This is a genomic window from Arthrobacter methylotrophus (assembly GCF_039539965.1).
Lineage (GTDB): Bacteria > Actinomycetota > Actinomycetes > Actinomycetales > Micrococcaceae > Arthrobacter > Arthrobacter methylotrophus.
Genome location: NZ_BAABED010000001.1, coordinates 1,692,516 through 1,711,225, shown reverse-complemented (window position 1 = coordinate 1,711,225; position 18,710 = coordinate 1,692,516). Strand labels below are relative to the sequence as shown.

The following is an 18,710-nucleotide window of genomic DNA, read 5'->3' as shown; positions in this document are numbered from 1 at the left end:
ATCCTCGTGGTTGAAGTTGTGTGCTCTGAAATAGAAGTGTGCGGCCGCGCAAAAAAGCCACAGAAAAGCCCCGCCGCCGCTGTGGACGCCGGGGCTTCCCCTAGGACCTAGACGAGGACGGCCTGGGCCGCTTCCTGCCGGCGGCGGATGTCCTCCGGGTTAGTGGAGGCCATGGTCAGGAAGGTCGGAGGCAGGACTACCTCGACCGGAACAGCCCGGCCGGTCAGGTCAGCGTAGATCCCGATGGCACCGCGGATGACCTGGTTGGTGCGCGGGTCCCGCAAGGCTCGCATCGAGTTCCAGTTCGGTGCGATCTGTTCGCCTTCACCGACGTTGGCCTTGGCCCGGATCCGGCCCATCCTTTCCGGGGTCGGCTCCAGGTTGAAGAGCCGGCAAGCGGCTTCGGCTTCGATGCGGTCTTCGATCGGGAGGATGAAACCGCGGGAGATGTAGCCGGTCAGTTCGGCTTTGAGGGCATCTGAGACGCGCTGCGTGTAGAGGATGGGTAGCACCCCCTGGGAGCGGGCCAGACGGCCGAGTCGTTCGACTTCGGCCTTGCCGGCGCCGAGGAAGACCCAGGCCTCGTCGAGGTGGATGACGCCGCCGCGGCCGGTCAGGGCCATGGCGGAACCGAACACCATCATGCGGACCAGGGCTAGGCAGACGCGCTGCATCAGCGGTGCACCTTCGATGGCTCCCGGCTCTGGCAGGTCCAGGTGGGAGTTGCCGACCTTGATCAGGGTGATGCCGTCGAAGATGTTCAGCGCCTGGGAGTTCGGGTCCATGCCCACGCAGGCACGGAACATCGGGGAGGCTTCGGCGAGGTCAAGGATCGGCTGGACCATCCCCTGGGACGCCTTGCCGTGCGCGAGGGCGGTCGTCAGGGCCTGGCCGATGCAGGTGGCACCGTTGGCGACGCCGTAGCGAAGCGCCGTGTAGATGGCAACCTCGTACTTGCCCCTGTCGTCACCCCAGGGGTTGATCGAGCCGAGCATGGAGGCCGCCAGTTCGATGCCCACGTCGGGGCTCTTGGCGAACCGGATCGGGTCAAAGATGCCGTCCGAGTGCTGCAGGTCATCGAGGGAGATGACCTGCCCGCCGGCGGCCAGAACCGTCGGGGAGTGATCAGATTCCGTCTTGGGGTCGACGATAACCTGCGGCGAACGGGCTGAGCGGGGGCCAGGAATCCGGTTCATCTGGGTCGCCGACCACAGCAGACACTGGGTTTTTCCGGACCCTGTTCCACCCGCGACGAGCATCAGCGGGAGCCCGTCGGCGGTGGACGCTGCGGTCGGAGACACGTACGCCGGCTGGCGGTCACGTTCGGTGAAACCGATGAGGGCGCCGGTCTTGTCTCCCACCGTGGAGAGCGACTGAATTCCCGACGCGGCCACGTTCTGGGTCGGCATGTCGTGCAGGTTCGGGTTCGACCTGATGTAGGAGCAGAGCATCATCTCGGCCAGGGCCTGGCGTTGGCGGAAGTTCATGATCCGCAGGTTCGCGGCCGAGTTGGGGCCGGCCTGGGTGATGTCTTCGACTTCTCCGTCGAAGGCGACCAGCACGGAGCAGTCCACCAGGGTCGGGGAACCTTCCCGGGAGGCGTAGACAGCCTCGACGGATTCGAGGGTCCGGACCATCTCCTCCTGCTCGGAGAGCTCCATCTTGTTCTGCTTCAGCCGTTCGTTGATGTCATCCAGGTAGCGCTTGCGCTGGCGGCGCAGTTCAGCACGGGTGATCTTCGCCGGCTCGACGCCCGCCCGGATGGAGATCGCGACGGCACCGTCTTCGACCAGTCCGGTGGCCCAGTGCGCTTGCGTGCTGGTGGGCGAAACGAACTCAAAATCGAAACCTTCAAGGGTGGCGATGGTCAGGGTCCGGTGGTTGGGGATAGCCGGCCAGGAGTGGCAGTCTTCCCGGCCGGCGGCGTCGGCCATGCGGACGGCTTTCGCGTCGGCGAAGACGTGCAGGTGGTCCGAGTGTGGCAGGTCCACCGTGTCCGGGAAGTGGCCCTGGTTCCACCAGGCGTTGGCGATGGCGATCTCCTGGGAGGAGGGCACCGACAGGCCGCAGCGGGCCAGCGCCGCATCCACTCTGGCAAGGTCGGTGTCGTAGTCACTCAGCGGGGTGCCGCCGACGACGAGTGTTTCGGTAAACGAATCGATGGCGTGCTTGAGCCCGCCGTTGCCGCCAAGCTTGCCGTTCAGCTTCACCGCCAGCAGCAGGAGCCGCTTCTCGGTGAGTTGCTGCGGGAAGGACTCTTTCAGGAACCCGGCAATCGGGTGCCCGGTTTCCGGGTTGTAGAGCTTCTTCAGGTTCACCAGGAGTTCCTGCGTCTGACGGTAATCCTTGCGGGCCAGGGCGCGACGGTTCGACGCCGTGTGAGTCATCGCGGAAAGCTCATCGTAGGCGGCCATCAGCGGGGTGTAGGTGTTGAGGCGCTCATCGATGGACTTGGCGTCCACGACGGGTTCGAGCGGTACCTTCCGGACCAGCCAGAGGGACCCGTCGACGCCGAGCATCCGGCCGCCCGGAAGCAGCGTGCGCATCATGGTCGGGACGGAGACGTCCATCAGTGGCTGGGCTGCGGGAGCCTTGGAGTTGCGTGCCATGTCTACTTTCCTGCTGTCGCGGGGACAGCCGAGGGGAGGGTCTTGTCGATGGTTGCGGCGGTGATCTTGCGTCCTTCGACGGCGTTCATGTACGGCTTGAGGGATTCACCGGACCCGGCGCCACCCCAGGCGACAACCTGCGGTGCTGCGGTGTCTGCCTTGTCAATGAGCACGTCGTAGGTGACCCGGGACGGGGTCTGGCTGTTGGTCAGGTTTTGTCCGTCCCAGGCGATCCCGAAGGACACCTGGGCGACGACCTGGGTCGGCTTCGCGTCCTTTGAGGCGTCCGCAGGCAACGGGAGGGATGCGACGTCACCGACGGTGACGTTCGAGGCGGTCGTTTGGACCAGCGGGACGTAGGAGCGGTCCGCGTTAGTATCGCCCACGGCGAGTCGCAGTGCGTCCGGGTCCCCGGAGGTGAAGGCTTTCGCCCAGGCGGTGGCGGCCTGCTCTACCGGGGGAAGCTTGGAGGCCGGGACCAGGTCCGGCCAGGCTTTCAGGTTCGGCCAGGACTGCTTGTCATCGGGTGCGTGAGGGATCAGGGTCGGGTCACCGAGGACCTTGGCGCCGCGGGTCGGGGAATAGGCCACCTGCACTTGGGTGGTGAAGATCGATCCGGACGGGCTGATCAGGGTCAGGTTGTTCAGCTGCAGGCCCTGGGTTTCGGTGACGTTGCCCTTGCTGTCGGTGGTCGTCTTGGGTTCGGCCTGGATGTCCACGCCGTCCCAGGAGAGGATCTTGCCGCCGGGCATCGGGGAGGGTTGCTGGTTCAGCCAGTCCTGGACCGACTTCATGGCCGCGGCCTTGGTAGGTGAGTCCAGCTGGTTGACCGGGGCCGGCACCGCGGCCGGTGTGTCGAGGAACTTCGGCAGGAAGGAGATGATGGCCAGCAGCGCGATGGGCAGGAGCACCACGCTGGAGATGACCCAGACCTTGAACAGCTTGATCCGCTTGGCGGTCAGCTGCACCGACTCCACGTCGGCGCGGGGCAGTTCCTCGGCGTCGTTGCCCCAAAAATCTTCCGACTGGGTCCTGGCGTTGCGTTTGGCGTTGCGGGCCATCATCGTCCTTCGTTGAAAAGTTGTTAGGAGCGCTTGAGCAGTTCAGCGGATGCGATGAGCTCCAGCTGGTTGTCCTCGGACAGGTCGTTCACTGCCTTCGCGACGGCCATGCCGGCCTTGGCGTCCGACGCCGGCGGGGCCGGGGTGCCGACTGCGCCCAGGGTGTGGAGCAGGGTCCAGATGGCCTTCAGGCGGGCACGTCCCAGGGCGGTGGCGGTGATGCCAACGGACCAGGGCTCGTTCTGGATGGCGTGCTGGATGGTTTCGATGTCGCCCAACGGGGAGGTCGACATCCGGCCCGCGGCCATGATCGAGGTGACCAGTTCGATGACCTCGTCGGAGGACCCGAGCTGGGCTGCGGCGAGGGCGCGGACGGTGTCGGTGGCGCCCTGGACTTCGATGGTCTTAGCGGCCACCCGGCGGAACAGGCCGCGGGAGGGCTTGGCGGAAGCCTTGGCCTTGCCGCTGCCGGCGCCGTTCTCGTCTGCGGAGTCCTCGTCGATGCCGTCCAGGTCCGTGTCCGGTTCGTCGGCTTCCAGCTCGCCGTTGAGTTCGGCGTCGATGGCCGCATCGGGGCTCAGGAGTTCATCGTCGGACTGGATGAAACCGGACGGCTGGTAGCGGTCAGTCTCGTAAGGGGTTGTAGTCACGGTGTCGTGCTCCTTCGTGCGTGCGGTCCGCGGCGATTCCGGGCCCGCGGGTACAGATGCGGTCACTCTGGAACATGCGTAGACAATCCGGTGACGGCCGTCCCGACGCCAAAGCCCCCGCCGCCGTTTCCGGTGACAGGGGCTTTGGGCCGGATTTCTAGCGCTTCATCTTCTCGAGTGTGATGCGCGCGCCCTCTTCGGGGTCGAAATCCGGGTCCTCGCCGAGGTCCTGGACGTGCTGGAGGATGCGGACCTTCTGGCCGCCCTTGGTCTCCTGCATTTCGATCCACACGAGCACGCGATGGCCGATCAGCTCGCGGCGGAGACGGGACGCGAACGCCTTGGCTTCCTCGGAGGAATCGGTGCGCTCGGTGCGGGCAACTTCGATGCCGTCCGGGGAGAACTTCGATTCGACCGTCTTGAAGGCGATGAAGCCGCGGGTCGAGGAAGCTTCCTTCTGGACACCCAGGATGGTGCCGGTGAAGTTTTTGCAGTCGGCGAGCATCGCGATGGAGCGGGCGACGTCGGAGTTGTCGTTCAGCATCAGAGCCAGCGACTTGGCGTTGGACTTGAGCTTGGCGTCCCACTCGGCCTGGCTGTCGCCGACCGGGCCGGTCATTGCGACGGCGCCGAGGATGATGTCATTGCGTTCTTTGGTGTCAAGGGCCATGGAGTCCTGCTTTCGTGTTTGGTGCGGAGGTGGGTGGGTTAGGCGAAAACGTCGTCGTTGACGGCGAAGTCATCGGGGACGAAGTCGATGTCATCGACGGGTGCGGCAGCCTTGGCGGCTTTGCGGACGACTCGGCGGGGCTCCGGTTCAGGGGCTTCCGCCGGTGCGTCGGCCTCGGCAGGGGCCTCCACAGCCTCGTCAGCGGCCGGTGCCGCCTCTTCCGCGGCGGGGGCAGGTTCAGCCTTCGGAGCAGCCTTGACGGCGGCCTTCGGGGCCGGTGCAGGAGCAGGAGCGGCCGGCGCGGAGTCCGGGGTGACACCGGCGAGGGCTTCCCATGGGGATTCGGTGCGTTCTTCGGTGAACAGGTGCAGTGCGACGGCTGTGATGGACTTGCAACGGCGGATCGCGGCGGCAACCCAGGCGTCCCATGAGGCGGCGTCTTCGCCGAACGGCATCGGCAACGTGGCCAGGACGGTACGGAGGGCACCGCGCATCCGGGAGTTGGCGCCGTCCGCAGCTGAGGTCGAACCGGTCCAGTGCTCCTGCGACTCGCAGACAATGTGCTGGAAGGTGGTGGCCAGCGCCTTGACGTTCGTTCCGTTGATGGGCAGACCGCCCCGGTGGAGTGCTTCGACGGCGAGTTCTGCCGTACCGAAGACGCCCATGGCGGCGTACGAGTTCGGGTTCAGTTCACCTTCGATGGTGTACGGCTTGTACACCTCGCGTTCCGTGATCTTGTTCATTCCGTGAATCCTGTCTTGTGAGGCGATCGGGTTCTCCCCGCTGTTGTAGATGTGTGCGGCAAGTTCCGCGGCCCTCTCCACTTCGGCCATCTGCTCGTCCGGGATGCCGTAGCTGAACGGGTCCGGCATGAAGAAGCTGACTTCCTGGCCGTGCTTGGTAATGACGGTGTCCTCGGTGGAGACCATTGCGGCGACGGAAGCACCGGGGCGCAGCGCAGGGATACCCAGGTGGGTCGCGGAGTGCATCTGGTCGGCGACCTTCTCGGAGACCGTCTTGCCTTCCTCCTTGGCGACCGGGCAGGCGTTGATCAGCGGGCACCAGCCGCACAAGGCCGAGACCTTGGTCGGGAACTCGCGGGACTCCATGTAGCGGTTGTGCCGCTTCCAGGACAGCTCGAAGGTCTTCAGTGTTTTGGACATCGCGCCGGGGCTCAGGTCGATGTCGCGGGCCTTGCCGAACTTCGTGTAGAGCACCGTGCCGCCGACGGGCAGCTCGCCGGTCTTCTCTTTCAGGGCGGCCGCGTAGATGCGGATCTGGTCCCCGTGATCGTCTCCGAACCGGGTATTTCCTACCTTGCCCGTGTTGTGGGTCGGGATCATGGTGGTTCCGCACAGGTACAGGTGGTTCGGCGCGTCCACTGCAATGCACTCAGTCGGAACCGAATCAACGACGTTCATGCCGACGATGTCCCGGCGCAGTGACCGTTCGGTAGCCTTCGGGAACCGCTTGTATGAGGCCTGCATAAGGCGAACAGCGGAGGCCTTGCGCTCCAGCTGGAACGGGACGAAGTTCAGGGGGCGGAACTCGAGCATGAACACGGTTGCGTCTGGGCGGACAGCATTCTCGTAGTCCTTCTCGAACCACTGAACGGTGACGCCGAGGGACGACACGAGCTCGCGTACCCCGTCGGCGAGGGCGCGCTTAGTCGTGACGAACACTGCCCTTCCCCGCTGGGCGTTGAAAGAGCCATCCGTGTCCATGAGGCCCTGAAGGAGTTCCAGTCGCTGCTCATAGGACCCGCGCAGATATGCCGTCGGGATGTGCTTGTTCAGGAGCAGCCCGGACTTGGCCAACTTCGCCCGGAGAGATCCACCCTGGAGAGGCTTCTCTGCGGCTATGGTTTCCACCGTGGGTACGTTGGTCTTGGGCCCTCGCACAGCTTCAAGGTGTCGGGCAACAATGAGCTTGCAGTCCAGGCAAACATGGCTCTTCGCGGACAAACCCCGAAGCACGTGACCCCGTGAGCACTGGCCAGGCACGCGAGTGTCTACTGTGGGAAGGGACGCGAATGCGGTCTTCCTGGCGCGACGAACGACGCCATCGCATTCTTGGCAGGTACCGGCGGTGCTGTGGCCCCATTCGCACTGATCCGGGTTGGCGGGAATGCGGACCTGCTCAGCGACAGCAACAGGTGAGGCTGAAAGGGTGACGCTGTGGCTTGCACCAGCGACACGCGGGACGACAGAACCCCAACGACGCTCGATGATCTCGCACATGTCGGCAAGGTCTTCATTTCCGACAGTCAGGCTTCCAGTCTTGGAATGCCCGTCGCCGAGCCAGGCACCGAGGACCCAAGGGTCGATTGGCAGTTCGGCAGCGGGGAGTTCAAGCGGAGCGGTGTTCGGGATGTGGATAGCAATGCGGCCGCCGGCTCGGTCGGACACACGGCGGAACAACTCATCGGCGTCCACAGTCTCAGACACCTTCGGCACATTCCGGTAGGTGTCGGTGATCTCCCACAGGTGGACGTTGTCGCAGACGACCTTGGAGCCGTCGCTGAAGACAACCTCGTAGCACTTGCGGTGGTGAGTGCCGGACTTGGCGACGACAATCGTCGGCTTTCCGTCGGACCCCAGCACGATGTCGCCCTTGGAGAGCTCACCCATGGTGGTCCAGCCGGCGGGAGTCGGGATAGGTGTGGTCACGGCCAGACCCTTGTAATCTTCAACAATCAAGCCTTCTTTGCCGCGCTTGTTGACCCCGTGCCGGACACGGTCGATGAAGCCGTTCGAAGGGACGCCATTGATAGTGAGTCCGTCGATCTGCAGCTCCCGTGCGTAAACCTCGATGGTCTTCGGGTCTTCGATGACAAACAGGCCCTCGTAGGCGGTCTTGACCTCTTCGATCCAGCGCCGGCGGTTGATACGGGTGAGCGCCCGGACGCCGTCGTCCTCGGCCGGCACGTCAGGCCACATGATGTCCGAGTCGCGGATGGTCAGCGCCTCGGCCAGGGCAAGGGTGCGCTCACCGCGTTCGTAGACGTCCTCGTCGAACATGTCTTCCATGATCGAGTGGGCGCTGGTCCCGAGCGGCGCCGGGGCGAACGGGTCCTCGACTTCATTGCGCAGCAGCCGCTCCCCCACCCAGCGCGCCGCGCAGGACTGCATCGACTTGGAGGTGGACGCCGAGAGCGCCTGGCGGCGGATCTTGTCGATAACGGCATCGCTGGTGACGACGAGCTTCTTGCCGTCCCAGGCGAGCTTGTCGCGGAGCAGTGGCGTGGTCTGGTTCATAGAATTTCTATGCGCCGACCCGGACCACGGGTGTCACTATTCGACACCAAAACGGGACTGCAGGAAAGAAACCAGCACCCCGCCGGCCGACCGCACGAAACCGCGGAGACCCTACCGCCCGGCGGAGTGGGAAAATCCCCGGAATGGCGGGGAATATAGGGCCCCCTACTACTACTACTCTACTTAAACGACCTAAAATAGAGATATATATATATAGGGGCCCCTATTCTCTCCCCTAGAGACCCCTTAGAGACCCCCTCCCTTTAGTAAGAGAATGCTTTCCCTCTCCATAGACGCCCTATACGTACCGCCGAGTTGGTCGAGTGAGGGCCTGCGCTGACACAAAAATGCCGCCAACACTGGGATGCAGGGGCATAAACCCGTACTACCAGGGGTAGGTTGCCCGGTGTTTGACTGTGTCATTACGGTGGAGTCGGGGTAATTGTGAGAGACCGTTGATTTCTCCCCATGTGATAACCTGAGGAACGAATCCGGTCACTAGAGACGAGGGTTATCACATGGCTCCCAAATGGGGGCCATTTCGCTTTTAAGTTGCTCATGAACATCTCCTGCTTTTCCACCCCGGGCAGCCTTTCCGGGCTTTCCGAAATGATATGCAAAAGCCGTTTTTTCGTCTGGCATGCGGAAAGCCCCGCCGAAATCGACGGGGCTTTCCGTGGAGTCCTGGCCGGTGCGGTTAGGACTCGGTGCTGGCTTCGGGCAGGTCTTCAAGTGACAGGCCGCCGTCCAGGAGGCGGTCGACCTCGATCGGGACACCGGTGATCCGGTCCTTGCGCCAGGTGGTCAGCAGTGTCCCGCGCCCGTTCTTGTTCCGGGTGATGTACGGCGGCTGCAGGTTCTCATCCCACACGCTGGACCAGGCGGCCGTCGGTCCCTGGCCGAACTGGATCAGGGACGGATATGCCTTCTGGGCCGCGCTGAAAGCGGTGTCCGAGGAGAACAGGACCACCTTGTGGTACTCCCGGCTCTTGTCCATCACGGTCACCACGGTGCCGATGTTCTTCCCGGAGGGGCGCAGGCTGCCGTCCCCGCTGCCGCTGACGACCCAGCCGAGCCGGCTGTTGACCATCGCTTCGGACTGCTCACTGCCTTCGATGGGAGGCCGGGACGGGTCGTCGCCGGAGATCACGTGCGCCTCACCGGAGGCCAGCAGCGCAGCCAGGGCCTTGACCAGCGAGATGCCCGGGGCGGCCTGCTGGTTCTCAGCGTGGGCGTTGGTGACCAGTTGGATGACGGACATGGACATGTCCCCGTCGACGGCGAACTGGTCGATGAAGTCATAGTCCATGTCCAGTTCGCGGGCCAGGTTCTCCAGAATGAAGAAGGTCAGCATGACGTCGGCGGCCAGGGTGGAGGTGCGCTCCAGGGACCCGGATGCTGCGCCCATTTCCTTCATCAGCCCGCTGATCTGGTCCTTGAGCTGGACGCGGGCAGCCTCCATCGCGGAGACGTACGCGGCCCAGCCTCCCGGGTGGTTGGTCGCAGCGTAGCGGACGTACTTGATCAGCTGGGACGTGAACCGGGCCGGCGTGCCCTTCTCGGCGGCGATCGCGTTGAGGGCATCGGTGGCGTCCCTCTCCGGGTTCAGCTTGCCCTTGCCGACGTAGAGCGGGATGAGCCGCTCCTTGGCGGACGGGGTGCTCAGCTCGTTTTCGCCGGTCATGATCAACTGGGTCATCGGCTTGTTCGACTTCTTCACCGTCATGTCCGCGTTCATGCGCAGCTTCGTGGCGTTGTTGAAGATGGCGCGGGTGATGTCAGCCAGCTTCGCGTCTTCCTGCTCGGCCTGACGACGCACCGCGGACGGGGCCAGGTCATCGATCACCCAGATGGGGGTGCGCGCAACGGCGTTCTCCATGGCCGCAGCCGTGTCCTTCGCCGAACCGGGAAGCTCCTCGTGCCAGTCACCGCGGTGCCGGGCCCAGAAGCGCATCATGCACTCAGCCGTCCAGGATTTTCCCTTGCCCTTCGGGCCCCACGCGTAGATGGTGGCCTTGGGCCGGATCGGGATGACCGGGCGCAGCGCGCCGGCCAGGACGACGGTGGCAGTGGACAGATCGGTCCAGGCCTTGGAGTTGATGTAGGTGTCCATGATGGTCCGGAAGTTCTTCCGCACCTCTTCGCGGTACTCTTCGTCGTCATAGTCGCCGGCGATGTTTTCGCCGACGCCGTACTTCTGGATGACGTCGATTTCGCGGGCACTGATCCCGGGCAGAACGTTGGAGGAGGATTCGACGTCGCCGACGATCTGGTCACCGATGAGGAACACCGGGTCGCCATCCTGGACGGGCACCCAGCCCATCTGCATCCAGCGGGTCTTGAACGCGACCTCTTCGGGACGGTTGGCCTTGATGGCGGAGAGCCAGGATTCGCCCTTGGCGCCGCGCGGGGGCCACTCCGGGTGCAGCAGCAGTTCCCTCGGGACGGCGGCCTTCTTGCGGTCCCATTCTTCGGGCTTGTAGCCGAGGATGGTTTCGGGGCCGGTGACGGTGGCGGTGTAGTCGCGGCCGTGCAGGTGCCAGGAAATCTCGATCTCGACCTGGGCGTCGTCGATGTCCTCGAACTTCACGTTCGGGTTGAAGATGCCGGTCTTCAGCTCCTGGTCGGTCGGCTGGCGGCGGGCTTCCATCGCCACGACGCGGCCGCCGATGTCCACGCGCCGCTCCCACCGGTACTCCCCGATGGTGCCACCGGCGCCGGAGTTGACCGCGACGCATTCTTCGACGAACTGGCCGTTGCCTCCGACGCGCCAGTTCCCGGGCTTGTCTTCGGCGTTCTTGGCCGGGGCGTCGGGCATGACGTCATCGAGCTGGTTGATCAGGGCAGCCCAGTTGCCGGACTTGGCCAGGAAGTCATCGACGCCGGCCTTCGCCATCGACCCGTCATCGCCGGAGGTGATTTCCGGGTTCAAGTACAGGACCTCGGACATCTTGGACTTGTCCAGCAGCTGGGTGGAGAGCTTGTTCGCGGCGGCGTGCACAGCCGGGTTCAATGCGATGTCAGCGTCGAACGCGATCCAGCCGACACGGCCCTTGAGGGCAATTTCGCGCCAGTCGACGGCGTTGCCGGAGGCGTTGTAGACCCCGCCGATGGAGACGATGAGGACCCGGTCATCCTGCGGGATCCGCTCGAGCAGCTCGCGCAGCTTCGCGACAGGGTTTTCGACGTCTTCGGAGCGCAGCTCCGAGTAGCTGATGCCGTTGTGGACCAGGTAGGCGGACAGGGCCGAGTCGCCCTTGAGCATTCCTTCGGCGAACATGACCACCGGGGTCGTGTCGATCCAGTCGGTCGGGATGGCCGGGTGCAGGTCCAGCGGGGTGCCGACGTTGGAGACGAACTCGTACTTCAGCGGCTTACCGGCGTCATTGTCCTCCGGGAATTCGGGGCGGACCTGGTAGGTGTGCGGGACCGGCAGTTCGCCTTCGCGGACCGCCTTCATGATGCCGGCCAGGGAGTACCACGGCATGAGCATGCCGTCCTTGCCCGGGGCCGAGAGGGTGCGCTTGAACCGCTTGCCCTGCTTGGAGTTGCCCTCGACCTGCATCTTGCGGGCCATCTGGTCGTAGTTGGTCTTGTCGATCCGGGAGTACCCGCGGGCGGCCGCGACGAGCGGGGCGACGCCGGAGTCGGCGAGCTTGTAGGCGCCGGAACCGGTGATGCTGGACGCGTAGTCTGCAGCAGTCCACGGCGGCAGGCCGGTGAAGTTGGGGTCCAGCACGTTCATGCCGGTGAGTTCGCTGATGTCAGTGGCGGGGACGGGCAGGGGCACGGGGGTTGCCGTGGGCTGCTCTTCCTGGGCGCCGGAATCCTGGTCTGTTTGGTTTGTGATCTCTTCCATGGTGAACCCCTATGCGTCCCGGAGGAGCACGGGCGTCACTTTCAATGCTGCTCAGCCAGCAGGCTGCCAGGGTGCAGCGCGAATCCCCGTGGCCCAACATGTCTCAGTTCAGGCTCTGGCGCATATCGCGTACGCAACCGCATATATTGTCTAGCGTGGCCGGTCTCATGCGGCTGGTTCCGCAAGCTGCACGAAAGAAGGTGTCCATGTCGGACTATCCCGATGGCACGTACGGGAACGGCCGCTACAAGCTCCTGCGTCCACTGGGTGTTGGTGGAATGGGTCAGGTATTCCTTGCTCACGACAGCCAGCTGGACCGGCTGGTCGCATTGAAAGTTCTTCGCCCAGAAGTTGTAGGCGACCCGGACCACGGCCGCCGGCTTGCCAAAGAGGCACGCGTGATGGGCAAGCTCCATCACCCGAACATCGTCACCATCTTTGACGTCTTCCCGGAAAAAGACGAATTATGCCTTGTGCTGGAGTACGTCGAAGGTACGAATCTCCGCCGCTACCTTAGCAGCGGGGCCTTCACTAGAGAATTTGGTGTCCATCTACTGCGCACCCTGGCCCAGGCGCTCTCCTACCTCCATGATGAGCACGATGTGGTGCACCGGGACCTGAAGCCGGCGAACATCCTCATCAGCAACGACGGCAAGATCAAGGTCGCCGACTTCGGTATTGCACGGCGAACCTCTGATGAACGGCTGACCGACACTGGCTTCATCATCGGGACCAAGTCGTACATGGCCCCCGAAGTGTTGGCCGGCCAGCCGGCGACGTTCGCTTCGGACATCTGGTCCCTTGGTGCTGTTGCACGGGAGGCTTTCGGCATGCTCGCCCCGCTTGCGTCGCAGGACCCTGTCGCTTCCGCGGTCAACGCTATGCTTTCCCCGGAGGCGGGCAGGCGACCGACAGCTGCGGCGCTGCTTGCCCGCGATTTCAGTGTCTGTACGCCTCCTGCCCCGGCGGACACGAAGGCGCCTACCCCTGCAGCACCCACAACACCCACGAAAGGCGCTGTCCGCAAAAGCCCCATCCCTAAAACGGCAGTAATCCAAAGGCCTCCTCGAAACGTCCTGAGCCGCCATGACATCACAGCCCCTGTACAGTTCTGGTGCCGGGATGAACGGCGGCCAGAGCAATGGCAGCGCATGCATATCCCCGAAACAGAGCTGCCGCGACTATCCTGTCGGTCGGCTTCCAGCCGTTACTGCTACCTTGCCTTCGGGTCCAAGGGAGAGCGCATCTATGCGGTTAATCCCGAGGGCAATTCCACATTCCGTGCGCTCCCCTATCGACCGTTCAGAGAAGGGATCCGCTCCCTCTCCGAACGCTACGTTCTACCCTGGGCCGTCGGCGGCTTCTCGACCTATGTCTACGAGTGGTCTGGGCCAGAAAGCACACATGAGCGCAGGCTCAAGAAGGTCCGGACCATGAAGATTCCGTATGAAATCCAAAGCTCCGTCAAACGCGCGGGCTTCATCGGTTCAAGCTGCTGGGTCGTCGCAAACGGTCAGCTGTGGCTGCTCGGACAGTCCCCGGTTCTGGGCGATTTGCGGTCCGCGACGGAGCTCCCGGGGTTACCGGACACCCATCATGCCGCGAGCGACGGGGAACATCTGCTGGTTAGAACCGACAGAGGTGACGTCCTGGTCATACGGCGCGGCCGGGTCTTCAGGGCCCAGGTCGCCGGGCACGGCTGGTCCGCCGTAAAAGTACCCCTCAAAGGTCGGGCGGAGAAAGTGATGGTCCACGACGGCTACGCCCTCATTTCCACCATCGAAGGAGCTGTATGGGGAATAGACCTTGCCAACGACCCGGAAGGCGGGCAGATTCACCGCGTCGCCGACTTATGGACAGTGGGGCTCTTCATACCAGGCGGGTACATCACGGTGGATGGTCAGACGCACATGGTTAGTCCACGTCGACCAGCCGAGCTCCGGACCTGCTCGGACCTTCCGCCCGGGAGGCTGCTGCGGGCGGTGTCGAATGAGCTCCTGATCATGCAGGAATAGACATCCAACCAGCAAAAAGGGCGGCAGCCGGTGTGGCTGCCGCCCTTCCGCAGGTGGTTTCCGGCCTAGAGGTCGTCCTCGGTGATCGCGAACTCCTGCTGTGCGACCAGGACCGCGTATTCCTTGATTTTGCGGACGTAGGCGCGGGCCGTGGACCGGCTGACATCCAGGGCGTCGGCGATCTCGTCGACTGTCGCGATCCTGGGCTCATGATCCTCGCTGTAGAGGCCCGAGAGCCAGAGCTCGGCGGCCTTCCCGAGCCGTTCGTTGTAGGCGCTCGTGCGCTCCACGATCAGCTGAACGAACCGCGGACCCTCGACGGGGTGCAGCACGAAGTCCGTGTCGATCGGCTCCGAGTAGTCGTGGTCGGCGATGTCGTCCTGGGCGCGGGTGACGCGGAGGTCTTCCACGGAGGCGATGACGCCCTGTTTGACCGGGTTGGACCGCTTCTCCCACATTTTGGCGTTGTGGGTATCCACGATTTCCTGCTCCGAAGGCTCCCGTCCCATTTCCCGGCGGATCTCATCCCGGGTGGCGTCAAGGACACGCTTGCGCCGCAGCGCGGAGGTCATCTCCGCCATCGGGGCGCCTTCCTTGTCGATGTAGTCCCTGACGGCTGCGCGGGCCTGGACCCGGAGCATTCCTTCCCAGTTCTCGATGCGTTCGAGCAGCTCGTCGTCTTCGAGTTCCTCGGTGAGCATTTTCAGGGCTGTCATGGACACGATGGAGGCGAAGTCTTCCACGTGCTGGTCGGGTGCGTGGCCGAAGCGGCGGCAGAGGCCCCAGGCGATCTGTTTGAACAGACCCATCCGGGCGCGCATGAACTCGTGGATGAGGTTGTCGCGGGTCCTGCCGGTGGCTGCGGCGATGGCCCGGATGGCGTCATGGGTGTTCTCAGACATGGCTCCCCCCAACCGGGGCATTGTGGATTCCAGCACTGCCATGAGCGTTCCTTTTCGCGTAGGGAAACCCTGCTCCCCCAAGTGCGGAACGTGGTTCAAATGCATCCAACCAGGCGGCAAACCTGCGGCCGCCGGCACGCGGATCAAGAAGCCATCCGATGGTTACTTGCCGACGTTCAATCTTAGCGTCAGTAACCGACAAAATCTTGTCGATCACGTTGTCTGCACGGGTCCGTCCCCAGCCTTGCTGGGCGAGCAGCAACTGGCGCAGCGACAGATTCAGCAGAGGACGCGCTTCGGGGCCGGCGGCGTCGGCCAGAACATCGCCGGGGGTGACCATCCCGTCGTGGATCAGCATCAGCCATTGTGCCCGGTAAACGGCGGCGCTGCGGCGGGCAGCGTTCGCCTTCTCCAGGGTCGGTGCAGGAGGCGTCATGCCGCCTGGCTCCCTTCGTAGACGGGGCTTCCGGTGAAACCTTCGGGCGCAAGCAGGGTGCTGCGGGCCGAAGCAGATGGGCTCACCGACAGGGCGGCCCGGGCGCGCGGCAGGGAGAGCCGGTCCTTCGGATACACCTCTCGGTAGGCATCGACGATGTCGGCGATCTCCGCACGCGGGTGGCGGCGGGCGATTTCCCGGATCTTGGGTCCGATGTGCGGGTCCCCGAGGCGGCGGCGGATCTGTGTCTCGGCGTCGCGGCGCATGTGCTTAGTCATGTATTTGAGCGGATCGACCTTCACGAAGCAGTCCGGCTCCAGGCACAGCTCGATGAGTCGGAACATGGCGGAGGGCTTGCCCTTCTCCCGCTCCCCGGCCTCCTCGTCCCGGATCTCGCCGTACATCATGGCGTCCACGACCTGTTCCAGACCGAGTTCGTCGAGCATCGGTTCCACGGTGCCGGTGCTGAGCCCGATTTCGTAGCAGACGAAGGAGTGGGCCTGGAAGACGGTGCTGCGCAGTTTCGGTTCCAGGTCGGTGAGCACGTCCCAGTGCGCCGCTTCCCCGGCTTTGACCAGCGCGGTCAGGTACGAGGCGTTCCTGGACTTCATGCCGGAGCCGACAAATACGGGCTCGGTCAGGGACGGCAGCGTGGTGACGGCGGCCACCGGGGCCTCGCCGAGGCGGCGGACCAGCTTGGACTGGCCTGCCGTCGCGTGGCCCATGCCCCGGGTGCGGTAGCTGACCGGCACGGCCTCATCGGTGACGAGCACGACGACGGGGGTGTCCCAGGCGTTGCGGACCGGCATGAGCATCCGCTCACCCGTGCCGTGTGCCTTGTCTTTGCGGCCGACGTCGATGAGCGGGTGCTCCCAGCTCCAGACCGGAAGGGTCACGATGCCGGCACGTTCGGGCAGTTCGCCGGCGTCCAGGATCGCCTTGGCGGCGAGGCCGTGCATGATCCGCTCGAGCCGGGCGCACAGCACCTCCAGGGAGGGGTGTTTGCGGTTGGACTCGTCGATTGAACGGGCCGCGTCCGCCATCAGGGCGGCGGCCGTCTCGGAGGCAAGGTTCAGGCTCATGCGGCCTTCTTTCCGAAGACGCGGGAGAACACGCCCTGCTTCCTGGCCGCTTCCGGCTTGTACTCGGCGGCCGTGCGGAACGCCTCGTTGCCGGTGATGCGCAGCAGTGCCTTGGACATCACGGCGCGCAGCTGCGGGTTGTTGGAGTTGATCCGGCCGGCGTTCATGTCGTGCTTGACGTTGATGTCCGCCTCGACGGCGCCCAGGAAGGTGCCCAGGTTCCGGAAGTAGTTGACAGCCTTGGCGGCCATCTCCATCTGCTCCGGGTGAACCTGGTTGATGAGGACCATGAGCCGGGAGGTGGGGACGCCTTCGTTGATGAACTTCCGCAGCCGGTTGTTCAGGTTGTTGACCCCGACGGTGGACATGTCGGCGACGCCGATGCCCCACGCGTCGTGGACCAGGGCCGGCAGGAGCAGCATGTTGACCACGCCGGTCCGGTCGGAGGATTCGACGATCTGGGTGTCCATGATGACCAGGTCGGCGTTGCGGCGGGCGAAGTGGATGACGTCCCGGTAGAGCGCATCGGTGACGACCGATGGATCGTTGATGTCATCCGGCGGGGCGCCGATGAACGCGAACTTGATCTCGCCCAGGTTTTCTTCGCGGTTGGCGTTGATGGTCGCCGGTGTCAGGATGGCGTCCTTGATGTTGCCGATCGCCGCGTCGTACATGGTGGGCAGGTTCGTGCGGTTCAGGCGCAGGTAGGTGCGCAGGTCGCCCTGGCCGGAGTTGCCGTCGATGAGCACGACCCGCAGGCCCGCTTCGGCGGCGACGTTGGCCAGCTGCAGGCTGGTCGTGGACTTACCCACACCGCCCTTGCCGGAGTAGTTGATAACGAACGCGCCCAGGCCCGCGGCGGAGCGACCGGTGCCGAGCAGCTTGGATGCTTCAAAGTCATCGAAGATGCCGGTGGAATCCGGCACGGGAGCGCCGGGAGCCTGGACGCCGTGCCATGCCGGCGTGCCGGTCGGGGCCTGCACGAACGACTGCTGCGCCTGGGGCGCGCCGGGGCCGAAGAAATTCTCGGCCGGGACCGGCTGCGCGACCTGGACGGGGACAACCGGAAGCTCCGGAGTGTCCCAGTCTCCGAATTCCTCGGCCGGTGAGGCCATGACAGGCGGCTGGTACTGCGGGGTGTCCCATTCGTTCATGATCGGCGGGGCAGCCATCAGGACCGGCGCCGCCACCGGGGCAGGTGCGGACCAGGTCTGCTGTTGTACCTGCTGTTGTACCTGCTGGGCGGCGCGGGCGGCCCTGCGGGATCCGGGCTGCTCGAGCGCCTGGACGGCAGGGGCAACGGCCGGGGTGTCCCATTCGTCCTGAACAGGTGCTGACGCCGCTGGAGCCACCGATACCGCGGCGGGGGCGGGTTCGAAGGAGACCGGCGTGGCCACCACCGGGGTGTCCCAGTCATCCTGGACAGGGGCGGGAGCTGGTGCCACGGCGGCCGGGGCGGGAGCTGGTGCAGGCGCCGGGGATTCCCAGTCGTCGAAAGCCGGGGCAGCGGCTGCCGGCACCACCGGAACGGACGCGAACGGGTCCTCATCCACCAGTGCAGGGGCCGCGGCGGGAACGGCCGCAACTACAGGCGCAGCGTGTTCAGGCTCGTCGAAAAAGTCAATGTCCGGCAGTTCAATGCCGACCGGCTCGGCTGTCTCGGCGGCCGGCGGGAAGGACTGCAGGCCCTCCGGCCCGTCCAGCGCAGGGAGCCCGACCGAAGCCAGAATGGCGTTGACGGTCGACGGCAGGTGGATCTCTGCGACCGTGTCTGTGAAAGCGACCGGGTCCCCGTCGCCGCGCACCACAGCGACTTTTACCGGGGTTTTGGCCTGGAGGTGCCCGACCCAGGCGCGAAGGCCCGGAGCCGGGACGTCGGCGACCACGATCGGGAAAGCCCCGGCGGTTTTCGACTCGGCAATGATGGCGGTGGCGGCAGCCCGGAAGTCGGGACCGGTCACCACCTGCAGGCCGCACTGCGTCAGGGTTTCGGCGAGGGCCGGCAGTTCAATCAGCCCGATGCGGCCACGGGTGATTACTGCGCTGTCTGGTGTGTTCACAAACAGCTCTATGCGTCAACTTCGCCGACGGGCCTCAAATATGGACTCTGGTTCATTTTTGCAAGTACATTTGACTATCGTGCGCAGTATGTCCGAGCCTCCGGGGAAC

The 18,710-nt window shown here is 64.7% G+C and carries 11 protein-coding genes; 1 reads left to right on the top strand and 10 read right to left on the bottom strand.

Annotated elements, in window-relative coordinates:
• Nucleotides 1–107: 107 nt before the first annotated feature.
• From ABD884_RS08630 to ABD884_RS08605, 6 genes are all read right to left on the bottom strand, one after another.
• Entirely contained in the window at nucleotides 108–2,609 is a 2,502-nt protein-coding gene (locus tag ABD884_RS08630) for an ATP-binding protein (RefSeq protein WP_345043358.1), read from the bottom strand.
• A 2-nt stretch (nucleotides 2,610–2,611) separates the two neighbouring features.
• Entirely contained in the window at nucleotides 2,612–3,673 is a 1,062-nt protein-coding gene (locus ABD884_RS08625) for a hypothetical protein (RefSeq protein WP_345043348.1), read from the bottom strand.
• Nucleotides 3,674–3,693: 20 nt separating this feature from the next.
• A complete protein-coding gene (locus ABD884_RS08620) occupies nucleotides 3,694–4,320 on the bottom strand; it encodes a hypothetical protein (RefSeq protein WP_345043343.1) in 627 nt (208 codons plus the stop codon).
• A 157-nt stretch (nucleotides 4,321–4,477) separates the two neighbouring features.
• Nucleotides 4,478–4,990, bottom strand: coding sequence for a hypothetical protein (locus ABD884_RS08615; RefSeq protein ID WP_345043337.1), 513 nt, complete (start codon nucleotides 4,988–4,990; stop codon nucleotides 4,478–4,480).
• Nucleotides 4,991–5,028: 38 nt separating this feature from the next.
• A complete protein-coding gene (locus ABD884_RS08610) occupies nucleotides 5,029–8,247 on the bottom strand; it encodes a PD-(D/E)XK nuclease family protein (protein ID WP_345043331.1) in 3,219 nt (1,072 codons plus the stop codon).
• Nucleotides 8,248–8,944: 697 nt separating this feature from the next.
• A complete protein-coding gene (locus tag ABD884_RS08605) occupies nucleotides 8,945–12,106 on the bottom strand; it encodes a toprim domain-containing protein (protein ID WP_345043322.1) in 3,162 nt (1,053 codons plus the stop codon).
• Between the two features lie 155 nt (nucleotides 12,107–12,261).
• Between ABD884_RS08605 and ABD884_RS08600 the strand changes: the two genes are divergently transcribed.
• Nucleotides 12,262–14,121 (top strand): serine/threonine-protein kinase, encoded by a 1,860-nt coding sequence (locus ABD884_RS08600; protein ID WP_345043315.1) that lies wholly within the window; start codon nucleotides 12,262–12,264, stop codon nucleotides 14,119–14,121.
• Between the two features lie 65 nt (nucleotides 14,122–14,186).
• Here ABD884_RS08600 and ABD884_RS08595 read toward each other — a convergent pair whose 3' ends face one another.
• The 4 genes from ABD884_RS08595 to ABD884_RS08580 are packed head-to-tail and all read right to left on the bottom strand — an operon-like array spanning nucleotide 14,187 to nucleotide 18,601.
• A complete protein-coding gene (locus ABD884_RS08595) occupies nucleotides 14,187–15,023 on the bottom strand; it encodes an HTH domain-containing protein (RefSeq protein ID WP_345043305.1) in 837 nt (278 codons plus the stop codon).
• Entirely contained in the window at nucleotides 15,016–15,459 is a 444-nt protein-coding gene (locus tag ABD884_RS08590) for a hypothetical protein (protein WP_345043300.1), read from the bottom strand. Before ABD884_RS08590 ends, ABD884_RS08595 begins: the two co-directional genes overlap by 8 nt.
• Nucleotides 15,456–16,541, bottom strand: coding sequence for a hypothetical protein (locus ABD884_RS08585; RefSeq protein ID WP_345043294.1), 1,086 nt, complete (start codon nucleotides 16,539–16,541; stop codon nucleotides 15,456–15,458). Before ABD884_RS08585 ends, ABD884_RS08590 begins: the two co-directional genes overlap by 4 nt.
• Nucleotides 16,538–18,601 (bottom strand): ParA family protein, encoded by a 2,064-nt coding sequence (locus tag ABD884_RS08580; RefSeq protein ID WP_345043287.1) that lies wholly within the window; start codon nucleotides 18,599–18,601, stop codon nucleotides 16,538–16,540. The genes ABD884_RS08585 and ABD884_RS08580 overlap by 4 nt, the downstream gene beginning before the upstream one ends.
• Nucleotides 18,602–18,710: the final 109 nt, after the last annotated feature.

What these genes read in the sequence shown, in the direction of transcription:
- ABD884_RS08630 (WP_345043358.1), bottom strand. Translation starts at nt 2,609, where the DNA reads ATGGCACGCAACTCCAAGGCTCCCGCAGCCCAGCCACTGATGGACGTC.
- ABD884_RS08625 (WP_345043348.1), bottom strand. Translation starts at nt 3,673, where the DNA reads ATGATGGCCCGCAACGCCAAACGCAACGCCAGGACCCAGTCGGAAGAT.
- ABD884_RS08615 (WP_345043337.1), bottom strand. Translation starts at nt 4,990, where the DNA reads ATGGCCCTTGACACCAAAGAACGCAATGACATCATCCTCGGCGCCGTC.
- ABD884_RS08610 (WP_345043331.1), bottom strand. Translation starts at nt 8,247, where the DNA reads ATGAACCAGACCACGCCACTGCTCCGCGACAAGCTCGCCTGGGACGGC.
- ABD884_RS08605 (WP_345043322.1), bottom strand. Translation starts at nt 12,106, where the DNA reads ATGGAAGAGATCACAAACCAAACAGACCAGGATTCCGGCGCCCAGGAA.
- ABD884_RS08595 (WP_345043305.1), bottom strand. Translation starts at nt 15,023, where the DNA reads ATGTCTGAGAACACCCATGACGCCATCCGGGCCATCGCCGCAGCCACC.
- ABD884_RS08590 (WP_345043300.1), bottom strand. Translation starts at nt 15,459, where the DNA reads ATGACGCCTCCTGCACCGACCCTGGAGAAGGCGAACGCTGCCCGCCGC.
- ABD884_RS08585 (WP_345043294.1), bottom strand. Translation starts at nt 16,541, where the DNA reads ATGAGCCTGAACCTTGCCTCCGAGACGGCCGCCGCCCTGATGGCGGAC.